Here is a 22,641-nt window from a genome sequence, read left to right as displayed (position 1 = left end):
GCATTGCCCGGTTTTTTTCATTATAACGAATAAAAATGCTGGTTTTGTGTGTGCGATCGTATATTATTCGCGCGTTTTCTGACTATCGGTTTTTCAGTTTTCTTTGAGCGAGGTGTCAAAATGTTGACGATTATTTTGGTATCGGTTTTGTCAGGCGTATTTTTTTACGTTGAGTCTCTGAAAGCTGGGTTAGCTGCAAAGCGTTGGGCAGCAGCCGGATGCGTATTAGGCCCGTTATTATTGCCTATGTTTACCATTTCGCGCCATGTCAGAATGCGCCGTGATACAGGCTTTAATAACGTTGTGTTACGCGCTTAGCGCTGAATGTCGGGCATAAAAAAAGGAGCATCAAGCTCCCTTTTTGTACGCGAAATCTTGCAGATTAAAGACGAACACCGTTAGTCTTAGGTTTGAACTGCTGAGTCTCTGTTGCAACTTCTTTTTTCTGTACAGGTGCTTTTTGAGCGCCTTCTTGCTTTTGGTCTGCGACAGGTGCTGTAGTAGAAAGAACTAGCGCGACTGCATAAGCTTTCAACATCTTTCATTCCTCATTATTATAAACAAACAAAACAAACAAAACTGACTGACATTGTTTCTGTCGTCACAATGTCTATAGCTAACATTGTGCCAACTTTATAATTCCTTTTATAACAACAAGTTGGATTATTAATGTGAGCGGCGTCAAAAATCCGTTACCGGAAATTATTGCCGTTCTATGCATTTATCTGCCGCTTGCGGAAAAACTTGAGGCAATGGTGTCAAAAGTTTGCGTTTCTTTACCTTTCTATTGCAAATAGCGTTATAAAAATGTGTTGTTTGTTTTTTTACTTGCATGAAAAGTACATAGAAATAAATACATTAGCCAATATATATTGAGTAAAACTAATGTTTTCGATGTTACAGCGTAAAAGTGATACGTATGCCAGTGTGGCCTCCTGAACCCTGTTAAAACGGCTAGGGAAGTATTTATCAAGAGGTTGAGGAAATTTACGCACCACGCGCGCTTGAGAGCGGATATTAGCGAGATGAGTAATATCATCAGGGTGAAGCTAAACACGACACTGGCAGCCCGTTCAAAGAGCTGCTAGGCGTCAGGTGAGACTTTATTAATGATTTTGTGAAGCAGGCTGTTTTCTCTGAGCAGCTTTTCAAACCGCTCTGCATTTAACGGTTTGCTATACAGGAAGCCTTGGATCATTTCGCAGTCGTAACGACGCAGAATGTTCAACTGCTCTTCATATTCCACGCCTTCTGCCACTACTTTCAGGCCCAAATTATGGGCGATATTGATAATGGCTGCTGCCATATGGCGGTCTACGCTGCTGTTTGCGATATCGTCGATAAATGCTTTGTCTATCTTTAACGTATTCAGCGGGAATTGTTTTAAATACGCCAGCGAAGAATATCCGGTACCAAAATCATCCAGTGCCAAATGAATGCCGCGATCGCGAAGGCGCTGCATCATTCGCAAACCTTCATCGGGATTTTCCATTAACGTGCCTTCGGTAATTTCACACTCGAGATGAAGAGGAGATAAACCAACCTGACGCAAAATGTTCTCAATCCGATCATCCAGGTCGGGCAATTCAAATTGCTTTGCTGAAATGTTTACCGCAACCCGGCCACTGAACAAGCCTTCACTTACCCAACGCTTGGTGTCGAGACAGGCTTTTCTTAACACCTGCTCACCAATCTCAATGATTTGTCCGGTTTGCTCTGCCAATGGAATAAATTGTCCCGGACTTACAATACCTTTATGAGGATGTTCAAAGCGCACCAGTGCTTCCATACTCACCAGTCTGCCGGTGGTAATGTCTACTTTGGGCTGGTAGTAAACAGTAAATAAATCGTCTTTGATCCCCTGTCGGATCAGGTTCTCAATTTGTAGCTGGCGCACAGCGTTTTGGTTCATTTCACCACTGAAGAACTGGTAACTGTTGCCGCCGTTGTTTTTAGCGAAATACATGGCAGTATCGGCATTTTTAAGCAGCTCCTGGGGTGATGAACCATCCTCTGGGAACAACGCAATTCCAATACTGGCCCCCAGCACAAATTCCTGTTTGTTGATAATAAATGGTCGTGCGAGAGTATTGAGCACATTCTGGGCAAAATGGGTAATACTGTGAATGTCTGACACGTCTTCCATTAATACACTGAACTCATCACCACCTAACCGATAGCAGGTCGAGTTGGCGTCGGTGATTCGCTGAATGCGTTTGGCAATTTGCTTGATCAGAATGTCACCGGTTTGATGACCCAGAGAATCATTGATTTTCTTAAAATTATCCATGTCCAGGCAGAGTAGGGCATGATGTGAACCTTTGCGCACCAGATTACTATGGCTGGCCTGGAAGAATGAACGGTTGGGCAATTCGGTTAACGGATCTGAGTTTGCCAGTTTCAGCAGTTCTTTCTCGGTATTCTTGCGTGACGTAATGTCTGAGAATACGCCTACAAAGTGCGAAATGCGACCATCGTCGTCGTGCACGGCATCAATATTTAATTCAATTTCATAGCGCTCACCGTTCACCCGGCTACTTTCCACTTCACCGCTCCAGTTGCCACGCGCTTTCAAGGTTTTTTTAATTTCCTCCGTAAAGGCCTCTGGGTATTGATGGAAATACAAATAACTCGCCAGTGCTTGCTCACGGGTTTCACCGGTGTAGGTGCAATAAGCATTGTTTACTGAGATAAAACGGAATTTGGTGTCGGTAATGAACACGCCTTCGGAAATGTTTTCGATTGACCGTTTAAACAGATTTAACTGTTCTTCAGCGTCTTTTAAATGCTGAATGTTTTTCAGTGTCCCTGTCATCCGCACAGGCTGGTTATTGTGGTCACGCTGAACGACTTTACCGCGGTCAAGGATCCAAACCCACTGATTGGTGAATGTGCGAGCGCGGTAAGCGAGTTCGAAAAATTCGGTTTTTCCGTCGAGATGCGCTTTTAACGCATCCTGTACGCGGCGTAAATCGTGCGGATGTATGTTGGCGTCGTATGCACTGTTGGTACGGATATCGTCTTGTGGGAAGTCCAGTGTGCCCCAGGTATTAGAACGGTATACCTGACCACGGAATACATCCCAGTCCCATAGTTCATCGCCGCTACTCCACAACGTGAGTTTTAATCGTTCCTCTGATTCCGATACCGCAATACGTTGAGAACGTCTTACGTGATATTGACGTACCACGTAAAGGGCCATTAGCGCAGCAAAGAAACCATAGAATACCAGGGCAGCAGGGTGCAGCCAGGGGGGAGGGGAGATGGTTATATTCAGTGTACGCGAAGGTGACCATGCCTTGCCATCCTCGAGTGCTTGAACTTCGAAGGTATAGTCTCCAAAAGAAACGTCATTATAAAAAGCCTGACGATCAGGACCTGACTCACTCCAGTTGTGGTCCCAACCAGTTAATCTGTATCGGTATTTTACTGTTCTTGGTGAGCTCGCATTGATAATACCAAATGAAAAACTGAATCGGGAATCATTGTAAGCAAGCGACAGGTCCTGTTTTAAATACAGCGGTTTATCCAATGTGCTACTGGCACCACTAAATTCCTGTTCCTTACCAAAAATCTTCAACGAAAAAAGTTGAGGTATATTTGACATCTTTTCTGAAGAATTCTGAGTGGCTTCAGCGAATAATTCAGGATAAAAGAAATGAAATCCTTTATCTCCGCCAAACACTAAACCGTTGTCATGTGTAACTGACACGGCTCCTTCCGAATAGTTGTTGTATTCAAGCTGGTCGCCATTGATGCTAAAGCCCAGTGACAGTGAAGGGAGAGTTAACTGCTTGATTGCTGTCTCTGTAGAAAGCCAAATTGAATCTTTAAAGCCTGTTGCCGCCAGAATTACATTTGAGTCGATTTCCAACGTAATATTTTTGACTAGCTTAAATGTTTTCTTTTCAAATTGATAAATCCCTGCCGATTGAGTCGTAACCCAATAATAATTTCCCCATTCATAGACAGATTTCACAATTGAGGTGTTATGAGATTTATTCAGTTTAAGGTTAATACTGCTTATGATCTTTTTCTGGGCAGGACTGAAAATGTCTATTCTACCGATGGTAGTAAGCCAAATATTACCCTCTCTGTCTGCATATACCGGAGAATAAATATCTGCAACAAGATCACGATTATGGTGAGTAATTGTATATGAGTCAGTGTTTTTTGCGTTACGTTTTGCAATAGAAACAACACCATCTATTTCGGTCCAGGTCCATATTTGGCTTCCATCATAATAGATTGCATCAATCATGATGTTATCCATGAAAGACTCTTCAAATTTTAACTTATTGTTTGAATAGGAGTACCGGCGAATGCCTTTGGATGTGGCAATCCAAATATTATTTTCGGTATCTACAACCAAGTCCCAGATTTGGTTTTGCTCATTTTCAAGATAGTAATTGACAGTGCTTTTATTCAGGTCAAACTTCGCCAGACCGGCACTTTGCGTAGCAATCCAAAGCGCATCCTCGTTATCTTCTTCGATAGCCCAAATTCGCTTTGAGCCGGATGAGTCAGCATTATTCAAATGAGAATACAGTCGGAGCGAATTAGTTGATGTATTTTTGCGGTACAAGCCTTCATAAGTGGCAATCCAAATCGAGCCTGATGAGTCTTTAAATATTTCTCTTATTTGATTATTTTTTAAATACGTGAGGTTTCTGTTTTCCGTGCCATATACAATCAGTGAGTCAGTTATTGCACTGTGAATACCCAGCCCATCCTGAGTACCTAGCCAGACACTGTTTTTTTCTGTTTCCCTAATAGTTCTGATGGTTTCATTCGATAAATCAGGATAACGATTTTTATCTATTGATTTGATCTCAGCGCCTTGATTGTTGAGGATTTTTACACCCTCATTGGATGCTATCCAATACTCTCCATCAATCACTTTGATGTCAAACACGTAATCGACTTCCAGATTTATTCCCCAAGGATTCGCTGTTCGAAGTGGGAATAACTGTCGTCGGATTTTATCGTAAATAAATGCACCATATCCGTAGGTACCTATCCAAATTCTGCTTGGCTCATTGCGAATTACCTCAATATCATCTGGAAAATCAATGCGTTCGTCTAACAATTCTAATTCATTATTTTTTGCATCAATTACATAGAGGTTTGAGGTATCTGCAACGAGAATATTGCCTTTTGTATCTTCACTGATCGACCAAATATCATTGTTTCTGATAAGTGAATTATCCGTTTTATAAACGCGGAAACTGTCTGATTCAGGCAAGTATTTTGCTAAACCATTATAAGTACCAATCCACAAATCTTTATTTGAGGAAACGTACATGGTTCGGGTGAATCCGGGGGGGATGGAATCCGGTTTTTTAGGTGAGTGTTGGTAGTGCTTAAACTCATAGCCATCGAAGCGGAACAGACCGTCAACTGAGCCCACCCAAATATAGCCAAACTGATCCTCGGCAATTGATGTAATGGTGCCTTCAGACACACCATCTTCCCGCGTGAATTCACTAAAGCGGATGTCGTTAATCGCCGCATTAGCACTGGCTAAACGGGCAATAAAAATTATCACTGTGACTAAAAACAGTGCTAACGTCGTTCTATGGGTTGAGCGCACCATACACCTTTGGCAATGAATGCCTTATCTTTCTTTTAATTTGAATTGGTTAGCGTCCGTTCTAGCCAAGCACCAATATGCCGAATTACAAGGCGCTCTACAAGGTTTTTTTTGAATAGCAAAACAGGGTGAATAAAACTTCAGCAAACACGGCTGAATTTGAGTATTCAGCCGTGTTTCCCTCATTATAAATAGAACTCTACGCGGGATTTAAAGTCTGCAATGTGCGTGATGGTGTCTTGTTCTTCGCTTTGTAAAGGGGGGAATTTTCCGGCAGAAAACAGCACAAGCTCGCCAAAGGTCTGGTTGAGATTCATATTGGTGGCATAACCAATGATATCGTCAAAACTCATACTTTCAATTGTACTGGCGATAAGCTGATTGCGGTGCAAATTGCTGTCGTTCGAGCCCAATCCCTGCCAGATGCGCTGTGAGCGCATCGACTGGTTAAGATCCACATCCTGTAATTGTTTCAGTAAATTGCGCTGAATATTCGGCCAGTAGCCTTCGTAAAATGCTCGCTCACGAGTTTGTTGCTGAAGAAACTGACTGATATGTGACATGAGTACCTGTGGCCCATGCGTTGGACTCTGGATATAAAATGTTATACCCGGATGCTGATTGTGCGGCACATAACCTGAGCCAACCAGATATCCCAACTGTTTCTCTGTTCGCAACGTACTGAAAAAAGACCCGGCCAGCATTTGTTCCAGTACCATACACATCGCCACATTCCAGGTGTCGTTACTGGGTGCCTGAAGATACAAAACAACGGCAGCGTCTTCATGGTCGCAACTCACTTCGTGCACCATAGTGCGTCCCACTGGCAATTTGGCTATTGCGCGGGGGAGTGGTGATGCTTTCGCTCCAGGACTCATCGCGATAACACTATCAGCAATGCGTTCAGCTGCTTCTTTGCTCCAGTTTCCGTGAATTAGCCCTTCGAGGTGGTAATAATCAAACGCGCGATCCTTAACGCGCCTTACATCATCAAACTGACATTGTTCAACAGCGTCCAGCAGCTCAACAGGTGCGTGAGTGTTTCGCTGAATGAGTACACTTAACCGGGAAAATAAGCGGTTAATCGGTTTGTTTAACAGCGTATTTTGCAAGCTTTGGCATTGCAGACTTTTCACCTGAAGAAAAGTCTGAGGGTCGGGCTCAAAGGCGTGAATTGCATTCGTTAGTTTTTGAACCAACTGACCCTGTTGTGCACTAAATCCTCTGGTATGCAGGGTAAATCCACCCTGGTGGCCATATATTCTGTAGTGCAATCCGGCAATTTCCGCCCGGTAGAATTGCCCCTGCAAATAATCATTTAACCCCGCAAGCCATAGTCGTTTAGCGGCTACCTGGTGAATGTTCTGCGCCAGCGACGGAATGTCGAAAGAAATAAATACGTCACCCTTCGGTACCCGGAAAGTATGGTCCTGACAAAACCAAATGCTCATGCCTTTTTCTTCTCTGATTTCCTGAGGCATTGCAAATCGGTTATCCAGTGGACACAGACTGTAGCTATCACCGATGTATGGGTTTTTGGGGGGCATGGATATAGCGTGAACCGCTGCAGGCTTTTTCCAGCGGGCGAGCGAGTCAGAGGAGATCGGCTTAATTGCATAAGCCGCGTCGTAGTGTGCACAACGACGATTAGTAGCAAGTCCTGGCGCAATCAATTTGATACGCAAATTTTCTGGTACAAAATAAGCCAGTGCTCTGTTTAATGATTCACTGGTAAGCGCTTCGTTTTGCGATGCACTGGCAATGGTATCCCAATCAAAATACTGATGTAATTCTGCCAGGTCACACAGGGTTTGTAGCGGCTTGTGTGAGTCGTCATACTGTCTGGCCAACTGATTGAGTTTGGCTTTTTCCAGTAAACGCCACTCGTCACCGGCGGCCATTTTAATTAATTCAACCATGTGGAATATTGCTGACACGATATTAAATTGGTTGTCCAGACCGGAGTCAGTGAGTTGCAAATTAATATTAAAGTCTTTGAATCCGACACCTTCAATACCCGAGCCGGCAATCAGGTTAGTTACCCAGCCCCTGGCTTTTAAATAGGCAAATAAACTGCCGGCGCCTTCATCTCCTAACACATGGCTTATAAAATCAAGTGGGCGTGTCGCTATTTCCAAATGCAATGGAGGCAGAGCAAACGTTACGATCATCCGTTTGGCCGCTTGCAGCGGTGTGATGTGAATTTCGACGCCCAACTGTTCAGGCGTATACAGCACCGGCAGGTTTATTTCTGCAGCTTGCCCGGTTGGTAAAGGGGCAAATGCCTGCGTGAGCCAGGGCGTAATTTGCCCTACGCTGAACGGTGAGTGAATCACCAGTGTCATGTTGGCTGCACAGTAGTATGTGTCGTGAAAAGCCTGTAATTTTTCCTGCAATTGCTCCAGGCTAAACTTACCAAACGTTTGCTGATTACCTACAGAAAACTTTGTAAAAGGATGCGCAGGATTAGCGGTTTCTTTGTGGATCTGATAAAGCCGCCGTAAGTCGTCTTTGCGTTTGAACTTAAACTCTGCATCGATAGATTTTATTTCAGACTGAATTTGTTCAGTGTCAAAATTAGGGGCGCCTAACATTGCCGCGAAAGCGGGTAATACCCGCGGCAGCGCCTGAGCATGCACCTGAAAGTGATAGTTGGCAAATTCAGTTCCGGTCCAGGCGTTGATATTGCCGCCAGCCTGTTCCATTAATTCGTTGATGGCGTTGGGTTGAGGTAGCACAGCGTTACCCATAAACAACATGTGCTCTAACAAATGTGCCAGACCGGGGCATTCTTCGGGGTCAAAAAAATGCCCAGCTCTAATGCTCGCTGAAACGCAACAGGATGTTAATTCCTGCTTGTGGATAATTAACACCCGCAGGCCATTTTCCAACTGAAACGAATAAGTGCTGTCGATGTCCTGTGAAATATTCAATGTAATATCTTCGTTCTGTCTACGTGTTATTGTTTGCAGTTAGCCGGTGGACAGGTTAACAGCAGGCGGATCATCCGTTACACCTTAGTCTAAGAGTTAATAATAGTACTAGGCGAGTCGGCAGACCTTTGCTATCGTTAGTATGTATTCCTCATCATATTAGCAATGTTATGTCAGGTCAAAGCAGCAAAGACGACATTTTTATTTTTATCATGCGCCATGGTGAGGCAGAATCACTGCAAACCGATGATAAAAGTCGTAACCTTACGCTTCGAGGCAAAAACGAAGTTCACATCAGTTCTGATTGGTTGTCTGAATCCTATTGCCAGAACCGTGAATTATCAATGGCTTTGGTCAGTCCTTATACACGCACCCGTCAAACCTATAATGAAGTACTGCAAACATTTCATGCTGCGCAGATGGAGTTAAATAGCGACATTGTGCCGGAAGGTAATGTTCGTGTTGCGCACGATTATATTGATGTACTTGCTCATCAAATGGCGAAAACACACCCCGGTAAACCTTTGTTGGTGGTGAGTCATATGCCGTTTGTATCTTACTTACTCGATGCTCTGTGCGATTCTCACAATATGTCATTGTTTGCCACCGGATCGGTTGCCGTTGTGAAATACCAGCTTAAAACCGGTAAAGGTGTCTTAGTGGGTCACTTTCAGGGGTAGTACTCAACCTAATCTCGTTGCATTCGAGCGCTGAAATTTAGCCGTCAAATCCAACTTTTCGCTTTAGCTTTTTCCGTTGCTACCGATATAAACAGGTAGTAGAGAGGAACAAAGGTATCATTTCAACGCCCAGCGTTGAAAATGCAAAAAAGCGCATGTCTAGTCAGTCTATCCCAGAGCAGCTTCGTCAGTCTTTAGAACGACACTTAGAAGAGTCGGATCTGCAAAATGACGAGGAAATGGCACAAATCATGGCCAGGCTATCCGATTTGTCGGCTAAGGTTGCCGCTGCGAAAGCCAAAGTACTGGCTAAACGAAAGTCAGGGTAAAGGTTGGCTGGCGGTGTAATGGGTCAGCTACCGCTGACCCATACTTAGTTTCGTTGGTCGGGGGCAGATACTGTAGCGGGGCGATAGTACTCAGGTATTACTCTAACCGTTTTTATCATATTCCCATTAATATCAATAATTTCGATTGGATATCCGGCTAACCGCAGGCTTACATTGCTGTCTGGGATTTCTTCGAGGTATTCCAAAATTAATCCATTCAGCGTTTTGGGGCCTTCAGTAGGAAAATTCCAGCTCAATTCTTTATTGAGTTCCCGAATGTTGGCACTGCCATCGACTAATACACTGCCATCCTGTTGTACCGATACTTCCTTGCTGTAAGCTGGCAGGGTAGTAGTGGTAAAGTCACCGATGATTTCTTCCAGAATGTCTTCAAGGGTAACCAAACCCTGAATGTCGCCGTATTCATCAACTACCAGTGCGATACGCTCTTTTTCTGACTGAAACTGATACATCAGTGTGTGTAACGGAATCGATTCCGGCGCATAGTATATTTCACGAACCGCGCGCAACAGGCTGGCTTTAGAAAACTGGTCCTTCGACAATAATCGCAATGCATCACGTACATGCACAAATCCCACGGCATCATCTATGCTGTCACGGTAAAGCAATACTCGCGTGTGCTGAGACTGGGTGAGTTTTTTCTGAATATCTTTCCAGTCGTCATTAATATCGATAGCGGCGATGTCACTGCGGGGCACCATAATGTCTTCGGCAGTGACATTCTCAAGGTCCAAAATGCTTACCAGCATGTCCTGGTGCTTTTTAGGTATCATTGCGCCGGCTTCGTATACCACTGTTCGCAGCTCTTCCCGGCTGAGTGAGTCGCCACCTTCGCCAGAGGGTTTAATGCGCAACAAGGCTAAAATACCGTTAGTGATCCCGTTAATCGACGCCACTAATGGATACATAACTATTAACATTGGCGATAATATGATGGAGCTGGGGAACGCTACTTTTTCGGGATAGAGTGCAGCCAGTGTTTTGGGCGTTACCTCTGCAAAAATAAGCAGAATAATAGTTAAGCCAATGGTAGTGGCAAATACAGCCCAGTATTCACCGAACCAGCGGGTACAAATGATAGTGGCAATGGCAGAGGCTGCAATATTAACCAGGTTGTTTCCAATGAGAATTAATCCGATGAGTCGGTCTGGACGTTCCAATAACTTGTGGACTCGTTTTGCACCCCGGTGGCCTTCACTTTGTAAGTGTTTAAGCCGATACCGGTTGATCGACATCATCCCGGTTTCAGAACTGGAAAAATAAGCAGATAAAGCAATTAAAATTGCCAGTGCAATTAACAACGCACTGGTTGATATGTCGTCCAACGAGGGATCCCTTTAAGTAGTTTGAAACACCAATGTAGTCAGTCGCTCTGAGCGTTTCAAGTGTTAATTGGTGATGTTAATTATCAGAGCAGAATTTCTTTTACAAATCGACTGCCAAAGTAGGCCAAGGAAAGCAGCATTACACCAATAATGGTTAATGCGATGACCTGTTTTCCGCGCCATCCCCACAGCTTTTGCCCTGCCAGCAGTACAATAAATACCGCCAAACCGGCGATAGATAGCACGGTTTTGTGCACATAACCCTGACTAAACATGTTTTCTAAAAACACAAAACCCGTTACCTGAGCGATAATCAGCAATAAGGTGCCAATCAGGATCAACTTAAACAGAATACCTTCAACCAGCATTAAAGGTGGCAGGGTAGAGTGCAACAGACTGGCACCTTTGTGCTTCAGTTGGTGGGTTATATACGACATCTGAAGTGCATACAAAAAGGCGATAACCAGCGTACCATAGGCGAATAAAGACAACGTAATATGCACTACCAGGCCGGGACGCAACTCAATATGCATAATATGCTCAACCGGTATGAATGCCGATGCAAGCACACTAAATCCGGCAAAGCCGAATACTACGGGTAACAAAATGACGTTGGGGAGCAGTGAATTACTCACCAGCATAGAAAGGGTAATTAACCAGGCAACCAGCGAAAGCACATTGGTTATGCTCATGTTCTGGCCAGCTTGTGCTGCCAGAATTGCATCGCCTAAAAACATACTGTGGCACAGCACTGCAACAGCAGCAATGCTTAACGCTAACATCCTGTTTGGGCCTTGATTGTGAAAAAATCGCCCCGTCATTGACGCCGCTGCTACAAAATACGCAACAACTGCCAGCAAAGCGAACAAGGTAGCCATGTAGTAATTGAAACCTGCAAATAATAAATAACGTGGTATAGATACTGCAGAATAACAGAGAATTCAACCGCATGTCTGCCGGAAAATGATAAATCGTTAATCCACACTACGTTAACCGGTCAATTTTCGGTATACTCCGGGTATTATTCATTGATTGGGTTGATAAACAGAGAATGTTTGAGAATCTCAGCGAAAGGTTAGGGCAGACACTGCGCAATGTCAGTGGACGGGGCCGCTTAACCGAAGACAACATTAAAGAAACCCTGCGCGAAGTCAGAATGGCGTTACTTGAAGCTGACGTTGCGCTACCGGTAGTTAAAGAATTCGTTAATCAGGTAAAGGCGCGTGCAGTCGGCACGGAAGTCACTAAAAGCCTGAAGCCCGGCCAGGTGTTCATCAAGATCGTTCAGTCTGAACTTGAAGCGGTTATGGGTGAAGCCAATGAAAGGCTTAACCTGTCTACTCAACCGCCAGCAGTAGTATTAATGGCAGGTCTACAAGGGGCGGGTAAAACTACCTCGGTAGGTAAACTGGCTAAGTATTTAACTGAGCGTGAAAAGAAAAAAGTCATGGTGGTGAGCGCTGACGTATATCGTCCAGCCGCTATTAAACAGTTGGAAACACTGGCTGAAGATGTCGGTGTGAAATTTTTTCCGTCGACCATTTTACAAAAACCAATCGACATTGTTAACGATGCGATTGAAGCGGCACGCAAGCAGTTCTTTGATGTACTGTTAGTGGATACCGCAGGTCGTTTACATGTCGACAGTGACATGATGGACGAAATTAAAGCGTTACACGCTGCGGTTAAGCCAATTGAAACCTTGTTTGTGGTTGATGCCATGACTGGCCAGGATGCCGCAAATACCGCTAAAGCGTTCAATGAAGCGCTGCCATTAACGGGTGTGATTCTTACCAAAGCAGACGGTGATGCTCGCGGTGGTGCTGCGTTGTCGGTGCGTAAAATTACCGGTAAGCCGATTAAATTTATCGGTATGGGCGAAAAGCTCGATGCGTTAGAACCGTTTCACCCTGAACGGATAGCCTCCCGGATTCTGGGTATGGGCGACGTACTAAGCCTTATCGAAGAAGTTGAACGCAAAGTCGATAAAGAAAAAGCGCAGAAACTTGCTCAAAAAGTGCAAAAGGGCAAAGGATTCGATTTGCAGGACTTTAAAGAGCAGCTGGAGCAAATGCGTAACATGGGCGGCATGATGGGCATGCTCGACAAGTTGCCTGGCATGGGTGGCATGAGTGCGAAAATTAAGGATCAGGCCAACGACAAACAGTTCGTACAAATGGAAGCTATCATTAATTCGATGACACCAGCAGAGCGCGAAAAACCCGAAGTTATTAAAGGTTCACGCAAACGCCGTATCGCAGCGGGTTCTGGTACTCAAATTCAGGATGTAAATCGCTTGCTGAAGCAGTTTACTCAAATGCAGAAAATGATGAAGAAAATGTCCGGCGGCGGCATAAAGAAAATGATGCGCCAAATGAAGGGCATGATGCCGCCAGGCGGCGGTCCAGGTGGAATGGGCGGAATGGGTGGCCCAGGCGGTATGTTCCCGCCCAGATAGTCGTCAAAAAAGTCAGGAAAACCGGCGCATTTGCCGGTTTTTTTGTGTGCGGATTTCAGACACATTGTGTTGGTTTCATTGCCGTCGGATTATGTGTTGATGAAAGCCTGTCAGTTTATTGTTAACAGATACATTGATAATTATCTGCCAGCAGATATATTGATAATTCCATATTGTTTTACCGTGCGACGAACGGAGGCAATGTTGCGGTTCAAGCAGTTCATCTCAATCGTAGTTGGAACCTGGCTATCAGGTTATGTAATGCCTGTACTAGCGAGTGAGGCCATCGTGTGGGCTAAAAACCCTTCTCCGCCATTTCATATTATGGAAGGCAAATTAAAAGGGTATGGTATTTGTGATGTCATGACGACTAAGCTCGATGCATTGCTGCCGGAACTCAATACCAGTGAAGTAATTTACCCTCACCCCAGAGTGAACAAATATATCAGTCAGTCTGAAAACCTGTGTTTTCCTTGTATGATTAAGCGGGACGATTCTGCTAATTTCCTCTACAGCAACGTAACCATGCAATACCCTGCAGTGGGTGTGATTATTAATAAAGCACTGTTGGATAAGCTCGATTTACAGGAAAACGCACCGGTATCGCTGGCCCGGCTGTTGTCAATGAATACACTGGCGTTTGGCTTGCCCAGTGCACGAAAGTACCCGGATGCACTGCAACAGGAGCTGGATAAATATATTGGACAGCCACATGTTATTGAAATCGGTGGAACAGAAAGTCCCATGCGTGTCTTACGTCAGATTGCCCGCTCACGGCTAGACTACACCATTGATTATCCATCTGCGCTTAAGTATTTTTCCGTTACCGATAATGACCACTCCCTGGTGTTTTTACCCACTACTGAAATGGGAAGCACGCCCGTGGAAGGGGCCATCGGTTGTACCAATAGTCCGTGGGGGAGAAATGCAATTGAACACATCAATCGCGTTCTTCCTCAATTGAAAAGCGATCCTGAATACCGGGCCAATCAGGTTTTTTGGCTGAATACTCCCTGAAATAGGGCAAATGTTCGTTTGCCTGGTTACTGTGCTGACTGAAAAATCAGCAAACAGCACCCAAGCCTGTGCTGGCAGGCTTTGTATGTCTTCGCATTGACCTTATTTCATAATACACTGCCATGTTGATTGGATTGAATTGGTTTGCAACGCAGCAAGAACCGCTTTTTTGCAGATCCTTAATTGCCGCAGTCTTTTTACTGATGGGTTCATAATCAGGTATTGTGCCGGTATGAACGTCGATCAGACTCTTTGCTTGTTGAATGCCACTTGCTTATAACGTGGCAATGTAATAACCAGCGAATGACGATATTAAAACAGGAAACTTATGGCTGGCCTTAAACGCATTATTCTTATTGATACCCATTTGCCAGGTGTTGTAGAACTCAAACTAGATGGACACACCAACATATGCGGTACAAACGCCTCCGGAAAAACAACACTACAGCGACTGATCCCCGTTTTTTATGGCGAATATCCCAGTCGGGTAGTACCTGCCACCCGCGATAGTTTTGAACGCTGGTACTTACCGCGGACGTCTTCTTTTATCATTTATGAATATACCCGTTCCGAAGGCGATTTGTGTCAGGCCGTGCTCACATCCAATGGCACCGGCGTAAACTACCGCTTTATTGCCAAACCTTTTTCCCTTGACGATTATCTATTTGAGCAAAAGAACGGCAAGCATGCCTCATTGTCGAGCACTGAAGTAGCGCGGGCAATGAAACGCAACAACATTATTGTATCCAGCTTGCTCACCACCAAAGATTTCCGTGCGGTATTGCAAAACGATCAGGGGGTACTGAATCAAAGCAGCAGTACGCGTGAATTACTGGGCTACGCCAAAGTATTCAGTTTAAGCCAGCCGTCAGAACATTTGCGCCATATCGAGAAACTGGCCAAAGCCGTGCATTCCAAAGAAGGTAAGATGGAAACCATCAAGGCGATGATTGCTGCTATTCTGGAAGAAGACGGCGTTCAGCCACCGGTGTCCAGTTTGTCGCGAAATCGCGTTGATGATTGGATCCGGGAATGTCATTTAATTCGCGCCTTCGACAAGATTCGCCCGGAGTTTACGCGACTAGAACAAGCCGACCTCGCGCTGCAGGAAGCGGAATCTGCGTTAAGCGAATTAAAGCACGCTTTTGAGCTTGATAAGTCTCAGTTAACTGCTCGGGTTGAAACTGGGCGTCAGCAATTGGACGATGTACTTCACGAGCGCAAGGTGAATGATAATCACTGGAGTGAGCGTCGCGATGAGTTAAACCTGCAAATTTCAGGATCGCGTGCCGACGTTGAAAAATACACGGCAGAGCTGGACGCGGTAGAGCGTGAGTTTGAACACTGGCAGGAACAGGACATTGAACAACTGAAAGAAGACGTTGCTAAATTACCACAATGGCAGCGTGATCTGGAGTTGCTATCCAGCCGGTATACGTTGGTCACCGAACAGCATCAGGATATTGAGTCAACGTATAACCGCCGTTTAGCGGAGATGGGCGAGAAAACCTCTGAACAACTGGACGAGCTGGCTGCAGTTCGTCAGGAAGCGCAGGAAAAACGGGCTACTCAACAACAAAGTGAGCGCGAGGCCTTACAAGGAATAAAAGAAGATTACGCGCAGCAAATTGCGGCGTTAACTGAAACCTATCAAACCCGTCTGAATGCCCTTAAAGTTGCGGAAGCGGAGTGTAAAGCTGCGTTAAACAACGCCGGTTATAATGAATTTGAGCAATCGCAGTTGGAATTGCTGGATGCGGCGGTGAAAGAAGCCAGCGTGCATGAAGATACGGTGCGGGCACAACACCGTCAAACTCAGACTGCATACCAAAAAGCCGTACAGGCGCGTGAAAGTGCTAATCAGATGCTGGAAAAAGCGCGTACTCAGTACCGCAAAGCAGAGCAGCGCGTGGCGGATGTCAATGCGCTGTTGTACCCGGGCGAAGGGTCATTACTGGAGTTTTTGCGCGCCAATATTGATAATTGGGAAGGGTCGGTAGGTAAATTGATCCGTCCGGAACTGTTGGAACGCACAGATCTGGCACCCAAAGCGGGTGCAGACAATGCCTCTTTCTTTGGCGTTGAGTTGTCACTCGATACCATGGAAGCGCCTGAATACGCCCAAACAGAGCAAAATTTAAAGCAAGCACTGGCCGAGGCTGAACAGCAACTTTCCAATGCATCAGAAGTACAAAACACCGCTGAAACTGAGTTAGCAAAAGGCAACGAAGCAGTGCGGGTTGCAGAGTTAGCTGTTACCAAGCAAGACAACGCTGTTCGCAGTGCAGAAGCTGCCCGCAAACGCGCGAATCAGGACAAGGAAGCCGTACTGAGTGAATATCAACACGCGTTGAAAGAACGCAAGCAGCAAGCTCGCAGTCAGTTGGAAAACAATCAGCAGGCTCAGAAAAAGCTGTCTGCGCAATTTGAACTCGACCGTGACGAAGTCAAAGATCAGCAACGCGAAGCCGAAACGGAGCACAGTTTTCACTGGCAACAACTGATTGCCGATAGCGATGCGCGCATTGCGCAGATTGAAGGTGAAATTAAACGCGTTCGTCAGTCAGCCGACAAAGACAAGCAGGAAATGGCGCGTTGGCTGGAAAATGAACTGAATCAGCGCGGGGTAGACGTAGATGAAATCGGCAAGCTCAAGAAAGAGCTTAAAGCGCTAAAAGAATCCATTTATCGCACCGAAACTCATCGCCATAAAGTCACCGACTACGAGCGCTGGTATCAAACCGTGTTCACGGGCCACAAAGTTACCTGGCAACAAGGCCTGAATAAAGCCCGTAAAGTGCTGAGCGACGCAGAGCGTGAACTTACTCAATTGCAAAACGAATACCGTGAACGCAGGGACAGCCTAAAGACGTTACAGGCTGATTTGGAGAAAACGACGTCCACTGCTGCAGAGCAGTTAACCCAGGTAGATACGTTGAGTAAAACCCTGGCTAAACACAGCCTGCCAAAAACTGAAGCAAGCGAGCAGTGGCAACACGACGAGCTGAGCATTACACAGCGCCTGTCACGCGCACAGGGTTTGCTTAAAGAACGCGATGAGTTGCTTAGCGATGTACGCAACTATGTTGAACGATTTGATCAATTGATTGCGGCACAAGCCGGTACCGGGTTATCGGACACCTGGGAGCGTGCCCGCGAAGAATGTGCGGTAATAAACGCACACGGTGTTAAAGGCGTAGATCACCGCAGAATGGTGACTCACCTGGCCCAGCTGCTCAATGTGATTGTGCCGCAGAAAATGCAGGGGCTGCGCGAGCAGGGGCGTATCTTTGGTGCCGATTTAAGTCAGTACTATTTTGTACTGGCCGACATCGATAAGCGCATAGTGAGCCAGAGCCGCCGTATCTCTAAAGAGGTTGACGGTGAATTGTTCCTCGATGGTGTTTCTGACTCTGCCGTTAAAATTCGTTCGCGTATCAGTGAGCTGGAATTCTGGCCGGAACTGGAACGTTTCAGGGCGTTGTACGATCAATGGATGGATGATGGTGCTCACGAATTACCGGATGACGATTATGGACAAAGCATGCGAACCGTGCTGGATATTCTTGGTCGTGCAGCATTAACGGGTGGGATCAGCAAGCTGCTGGACATTGAACTGCACTTGCGCGAAGGCAACAGCGATTTGATCATTCGTACCGACCGACAGTTAAATGAGTCGTCCAGCCACGGCATGGCGTATCTGATTTTGTGTAAATTCCTGCTGGCCTTTACCCGATTATTGCGCGGCGGTGCCGATGTGATCATTCACTGGCCCATCGATGAATTGGGTACGTTGCACCAAAGCAACGTGAAGAAAATATTCGACGCTTGTCAGAGCAACAATATCAGTGTGGTTGGCGCATTCCCTAACCCCGAGTCCGACGTACTGAAACTGTTTGAAAATCGATACTTAATCGACAAGGTAAGTAAGCAACTGCAGGTCGTTCAGCCTAAAACCAGTGATTTATCCGCCAGAATTCAGGCCCGTAAGCAACAACAGGAGGTATCAGCATGATGACAGAACAAGGCCGCGTGCTGAGCAAATTGTTGGAAGGGCAGTTTATTTGTCAGGTGAGTGACGAAGATGGCTGGCGCTATTTAAAGAGTCGCGACAATGCGGCCAAGGTTGAACCGCATTTAAATATTTTAAATCGAACGCTGGCTACCACAGGTGAAGGCGACGTGTTTTTTGCTGCATACCTGACGCTGGGCGAGCCTGAGCGGAAAATATTGTTGCAGCAGTTTCAGGAAACCACCTCTGGCCTGGTGCCGCTGGTTGAATGGCTGCTACTGGTTCAGCAAGCCAGCGAAAGCGACCGCCCGTTGATCATGGGTAACGCAATTCGTTTGAATGAAGTGCAAACCGTGATTGAAGACACGCCAGCTTATGCAGAACAACTGGAAAAAATTTCGCGCTACCGCTTGTTTGGTTCAACCAGCGTGAACGTAGATGGTCAGTTAAAGCAGGTTTTCAAACGCCTTACCGATTTGGGTTACCTGATGAAGCCGAACCCAGATAAGCAGATTTATATTGCAACGGGTAAGGTTGAACACTTGTATGAAGTGATTCGCTTTATCGACGAAACAGAATCACTTTCGTTGTCGGAGCAGGCTGAAGCGGCTATTCAACAGGGAAGTCTGTTATGAGTCAGGTGCTTATCCAGGCGGGCACCCGGCTACTGAATGCGTTGGGGCGTCATAGTGATCTCATTATGCATGCCTATGTAAACGGGGTGGTTGATGAAGCTGCGCACAGTAAAAAGATACTCGATCAACTGGTGCAACTGGGGATCTTGTGGCGGCCTGATCCGCAGAGCGCATTGCGTTTGAAAAGTGCCGTGCGAACCCTGTTGGAGAGTGGTCTGCAGGATGAACGAAATCGCAATATCGACGCCAATGTTGGCTCGGCCCTCGCGAGTTTAAAAACGCTGGCAGAGCACTATAAAGAAGCCTTGCATTACAACCGCTTTAACGAAGCGCATGCGTACATGACAGATCTCACTGAGCATGTGTATCAACTGACTGAATCACTGGCTAACAGTGCGCGGGTGATGTTCAGCCGCATCAACAACGAATTCGGTTATGTGTCCTCGGTGGAAGCAAAAATTCGTGAAAACGAGCTTGCGCAGGGGCAGGTGTCAGAATTGCTGAATCAACTGGAGTGTTTTCGTTTCGACGAGCTTAGCGAAATTGCCGGTGGCAACAGAGAATTGCGCCATTTGCTGGTAGTTGCGCTACAGCAAAGTTTTTCGAAGGCTACTCAGGAATTATCGGTCGCACAGGCACGCTTAATTGATTTGTTAGGGCGTTTCCGGGAGTTTCAGGGGCGGACACGTCTGCTCAAAGGCTTTTTATTACACATGGATCAACAGCCTGATTTTACACCGGGCAATTATCCTAATCTAACCCATGTCCCCATTTTGTTTAATCAGGCAGCTCCGCTTATTCAGCCTGCTAGTGTGGATGTGAATCAGGTATCACATGAGCAGGAATTGCAGCAGCTTGTAGGGGCGTTGAGCTCGGTATATCGCAGGAAGCCGGTACTTTCAGCCGAGCAGAAAAATACCGAAATTCAGGTGAGTGCCCAGCAGCAGGTTGAATTAACCCGCGACCCGCTGCAGCAAGCGGTGGATGAGTACTTTTGTGAAGTCATTGATTCCGGGCAATCCATGTCAGCACTTGAATTTTACAGCGTACAATCACTGACATTTGATCCTGAAGTGTGGATTTATCAGGTCATCGGCGGTTATCAGGGCTTACAGGATGAAGATAAGCAGTTTTTTGCTATCGACACACTGGGCGAGCCCGACAAAGTGTTTAACGGTAATTTTATCATCAGTGATGTGATGGTTGGACTCAGGTAACACATTGAATCGCAGGGTAGAATAGGCCGTTTTTATCGTTAAAAAGGCCTTTGTAAGCGATGAAAATTAAAAAAATGTTAACCTTTGGTTTACATTTGCAGTTATAATGAAATCAGTTGTCATTGGCTGGATGCCGATAGAAATAGCTGGAGTTATTATGCAATTATCTACACATCAACAATACCAGGAAGCACTGATAAAAATGGCGGTTTTGTTTTATCAGGTAGATGGCAAAATCACCCTCACAGAGCAAGACTATCTTGATGAGTTGCTTGAGTCACTGAACTGGGAAAGTCCGATTAGTCGCGATGCATTCGTAAACGACGTTATTTATCAAACCCGAACGGCCATTGATGCCGGAGAAGCGTCTGACGTACTCAAGTCGCTGCAACCCCAACTGGTCATGGACGCCAGCCGCGCTGTAGAGGTTGCAACCGTGATGACCGGTGTGGACGGTGAACGTAGTGATGAAGAAACAGAACTGCTGAGTTTATTAACGCACAAGTTGCTGGCTAAGGCGCTTACCGAAACGGTATCGTAACGTTAATGGCATACTAATCATCTATGCGGATTGGTATTTGTTATTACCCTCCAAAAAATTACTTTTAAGTCTGCCACCCTTTGGTAACCCTGTGGTAGGCTTTGTTGCGTCTGTTAGTCAATCAGGAAGTGATATGCGAATTTGGATCTGTGTATTTATTGCGTTGTTTAGTGTATCTGCAAAAGCGGCAGAGCCCGCCATGGAAAAAGCCATGCTGGTTGCCCAGGCACTAGGCGGCGAAGCATCAAAAGAAATGCTCATTGCGCAGTTTAAACACAATACAGGCGCGGCTTTAAGCCGTTTTCAGATCACCACTGAAGAAAGACCGCTGGTTGAGCAATTTATGCGAGAATTAGACACCATTTTACGCAATAAACTGAATGAGCCTGCGCTGAACAACGCTATCGCTAACATCTATTTGACCCATTTTACCGAACAGGAAATGGATCAGATCCTCGCTTTCTACCATTCGCCTATCGGGCAGAAAATGCGCAGCCAATCCCAGCCGTTAAGTGATGCTTTCAGGGAGCAGTTGGTCTCGCACATGAGAGGTGCCGTGCCGGAGCTGGAAAAGCTGTCCGCCGATTTAAAAAATACGTTGGAAGCCGGACGCCGCGCTAAATCTTCAGACTAATCAAGGCGCGTCTGGAATGAGCATGATGGTATGCCAACGGGTCGTTAAAGCCGTGCTTAACGTGTGTGGATGGTTGGGGGTAACGGTGTTGGTTGGCCTTGGCTGGCTTGCCGGTTGCCAGTCTTTGACGTCCCAGCCGTTTAACGCTGACTCAACGGTATTGCCAACCGATGTAATCCCATTTACTGCTTATCAGTCGGCCGTAAAGTCGTGGCTGATGGAGCATCGTCACCCGGTTAAATTTGATTTACACACCGAAGCAGAACTTAACACCCCCTTTGAATGCGGAGAGGGTAGCAGTAAGGGTATTTTGCTGGTTCATGGTTTGGGAGATTCGCCTTATTTCTTTGCTGATATCAGCAAACCGTTGTGCGATCAGGGATATTGGGTTCGCACATTATTATTGCCCGGTCATGGTTCTCAGCCTGGTGACATGTTAAATGCCACGTATCAATTGTGGCAACATACGGTGGATGTGCAGGTTGATGCGTTCGCTCAAAACGTAGATTCCCTGTATTTGGGGGGATTTTCTACCGGTGCGAATCTGGTGACTGTTTCCGCGTCTAAACGCAACGACGTCGCCGGTTTGTTACTGTTTTCGCCGGCTATGTTACCGCGGTTTTTTGTTACGCGTTTCGCCCCTTGGTTTACCGGGATCACCCCCTGGCCCAATGTTGAACCTGAAGACAATCCAGCCCGCTATAATTCTATCGCCATGCAGGGATTTGCAGCTTATCAGGGGAGTGTGAATGCCGTACAACAGGTATTTGCAACACACACACTGCAATTACCTTATTTTGCCGTATTGGCCGAAGGTGACAGTGTTGTTGATGTAAAGAGTGTTGCGTTGCAGTTAGCTGAACGAGTTGACCATCCGCAAAATGTGCTGGTGTGGATGGGCTCCCCGCAAAATGCGCCGCTTCGCGCACATGTGCAGCCATTTCCATTGGAGCAGCAACGCATTCTGGCAGCCTCGCATATGAGCATGCTGTTCAGCTCTTATAATGCACTGTACGGGCCGAATGGCAGCGTCAGGATTTGTGATAACGGGCAACCTGCTGACATTGAAAAGCAGTGTACTGGCGCGTTGCCTGATTCTTTATGGTATGGCCCATGGGGGCAGGAGGGGGATGGGCGAATCGTTACCCGACTCACCTTTAACCCTTATTTTGATGACATGATGTTGCAATTACATGCATTTTTGGAACACACCGGTCAGGTTGATTAATTTGAGCGGTGTGTTTTG

At 46.0% G+C, this 22,641-nt stretch carries 16 protein-coding genes; 11 read left to right on the top strand and 5 right to left on the bottom strand.

What is annotated here, in order from left to right; translation table 11 throughout:
* Nucleotides 1-120 precede the first annotated feature (120 nt).
* The gene (locus tag FJ444_RS00300; protein WP_140955903.1) at nt 121-318 is read left to right on the top strand and encodes a hypothetical protein; all 198 of its coding nucleotides are present in this window, start codon (nt 121-123) and stop codon (nt 316-318) included.
* Nucleotides 319-382: 64 nt separating this feature from the next.
* On the opposite strand, the gene FJ444_RS21300 is transcribed toward FJ444_RS00300, so the two are convergent.
* From FJ444_RS21300 to FJ444_RS00290, 3 genes are all read right to left on the bottom strand, one after another.
* The gene (locus FJ444_RS21300) at nt 383-538 is read right to left on the bottom strand and encodes a hypothetical protein (protein WP_174237803.1); all 156 of its coding nucleotides are present in this window, start codon (nt 536-538) and stop codon (nt 383-385) included.
* A 546-nt stretch (nt 539-1,084) separates the two neighbouring features.
* A complete protein-coding gene (locus FJ444_RS00295) occupies nt 1,085-5,596 on the bottom strand; it encodes an EAL domain-containing protein (RefSeq protein ID WP_140955901.1) in 4,512 nt (1,503 codons plus the stop codon).
* Nucleotides 5,597-5,778: 182 nt separating this feature from the next.
* Entirely contained in the window at nt 5,779-8,526 is a 2,748-nt protein-coding gene (locus FJ444_RS00290; RefSeq protein WP_140955900.1) for an insulinase family protein, read from the bottom strand.
* A gap of 170 nt (nt 8,527-8,696) precedes the next feature.
* On the opposite strand from FJ444_RS00290, the gene sixA reads away from it, so the two are divergent.
* Both sixA and FJ444_RS21295 read left to right on the top strand, forming a co-directional pair.
* Entirely contained in the window at nt 8,697-9,206 is a 510-nt protein-coding gene (gene sixA, locus FJ444_RS00285) for a phosphohistidine phosphatase SixA (protein WP_140955898.1), read from the top strand.
* A gap of 155 nt (nt 9,207-9,361) precedes the next feature.
* Nucleotides 9,362-9,535 carry a hypothetical protein gene (locus FJ444_RS21295; protein ID WP_181405013.1) on the top strand — a complete coding sequence of 58 codons (174 nt, stop codon included), beginning with the start codon at nt 9,362-9,364 and terminating at the stop codon, nt 9,533-9,535.
* 44 nt (nt 9,536-9,579) lie between these two features.
* Here the strand turns inward: FJ444_RS21295 and FJ444_RS00280 are convergent, their stop codons facing one another.
* Both FJ444_RS00280 and FJ444_RS00275 read right to left on the bottom strand, forming a co-directional pair.
* The gene (locus FJ444_RS00280; protein ID WP_140955896.1) at nt 9,580-10,881 is read right to left on the bottom strand and encodes an HlyC/CorC family transporter; all 1,302 of its coding nucleotides are present in this window, start codon (nt 10,879-10,881) and stop codon (nt 9,580-9,582) included.
* 83 nt (nt 10,882-10,964) lie between these two features.
* Complete coding sequence (locus FJ444_RS00275; RefSeq protein WP_140955894.1) at nt 10,965-11,759, bottom strand: inner membrane protein YpjD; 795 nt, start codon at nt 11,757-11,759, stop codon at nt 10,965-10,967.
* A gap of 173 nt (nt 11,760-11,932) precedes the next feature.
* Between FJ444_RS00275 and ffh the strand changes: the two genes are divergently transcribed.
* The 8 genes from ffh to FJ444_RS00235 all read left to right on the top strand — a co-directional run bounded on the left by ffh (nt 11,933) and on the right by FJ444_RS00235 (nt 22,623).
* A complete protein-coding gene (gene ffh / locus FJ444_RS00270) occupies nt 11,933-13,339 on the top strand; it encodes a signal recognition particle protein (protein ID WP_140955893.1) in 1,407 nt (468 codons plus the stop codon).
* A 261-nt stretch (nt 13,340-13,600) separates the two neighbouring features.
* The gene (locus FJ444_RS00265; RefSeq protein ID WP_140955892.1) at nt 13,601-14,356 is read left to right on the top strand and encodes a hypothetical protein; all 756 of its coding nucleotides are present in this window, start codon (nt 13,601-13,603) and stop codon (nt 14,354-14,356) included.
* 328 nt (nt 14,357-14,684) lie between these two features.
* A complete protein-coding gene (locus FJ444_RS00260) occupies nt 14,685-18,371 on the top strand; it encodes an ATP-binding protein (RefSeq protein WP_140955890.1) in 3,687 nt (1,228 codons plus the stop codon).
* Complete coding sequence (locus FJ444_RS00255; protein ID WP_140955888.1) at nt 18,368-19,003, top strand: hypothetical protein; 636 nt, start codon at nt 18,368-18,370, stop codon at nt 19,001-19,003. The genes FJ444_RS00260 and FJ444_RS00255 overlap by 4 nt, the downstream gene beginning before the upstream one ends.
* Complete coding sequence (locus tag FJ444_RS00250) at nt 19,000-20,220, top strand: phosphoenolpyruvate carboxylase (RefSeq protein WP_140955886.1); 1,221 nt, start codon at nt 19,000-19,002, stop codon at nt 20,218-20,220. Before FJ444_RS00255 ends, FJ444_RS00250 begins: the two co-directional genes overlap by 4 nt.
* Before the next feature lie 157 nt (nt 20,221-20,377).
* On the top strand, nt 20,378-20,761 hold the full coding sequence (locus FJ444_RS00245) for a TerB family tellurite resistance protein (protein ID WP_140955884.1): 384 nt from the start codon (nt 20,378-20,380) through the stop codon (nt 20,759-20,761).
* A gap of 133 nt (nt 20,762-20,894) precedes the next feature.
* Complete coding sequence (locus tag FJ444_RS00240; RefSeq protein WP_140955883.1) at nt 20,895-21,395, top strand: DUF2059 domain-containing protein; 501 nt, start codon at nt 20,895-20,897, stop codon at nt 21,393-21,395.
* Nucleotides 21,396-21,411: 16 nt separating this feature from the next.
* Nucleotides 21,412-22,623, top strand: coding sequence for a carboxylesterase (locus FJ444_RS00235; protein WP_255438815.1), 1,212 nt, complete (start codon nt 21,412-21,414; stop codon nt 22,621-22,623).
* Nucleotides 22,624-22,641 lie beyond the last annotated feature (18 nt).

Source organism: Aestuariibacter sp. GS-14 (assembly GCF_006494365.1).
In the GTDB taxonomy this organism is placed as follows: domain Bacteria; phylum Pseudomonadota; class Gammaproteobacteria; order Enterobacterales; family Alteromonadaceae; genus Alteromonas; species Alteromonas mangrovi.
The sequence above is the reverse complement of the archived record's forward strand: the minus strand, read 5'-3'. Positions and strand labels throughout refer to the sequence as shown.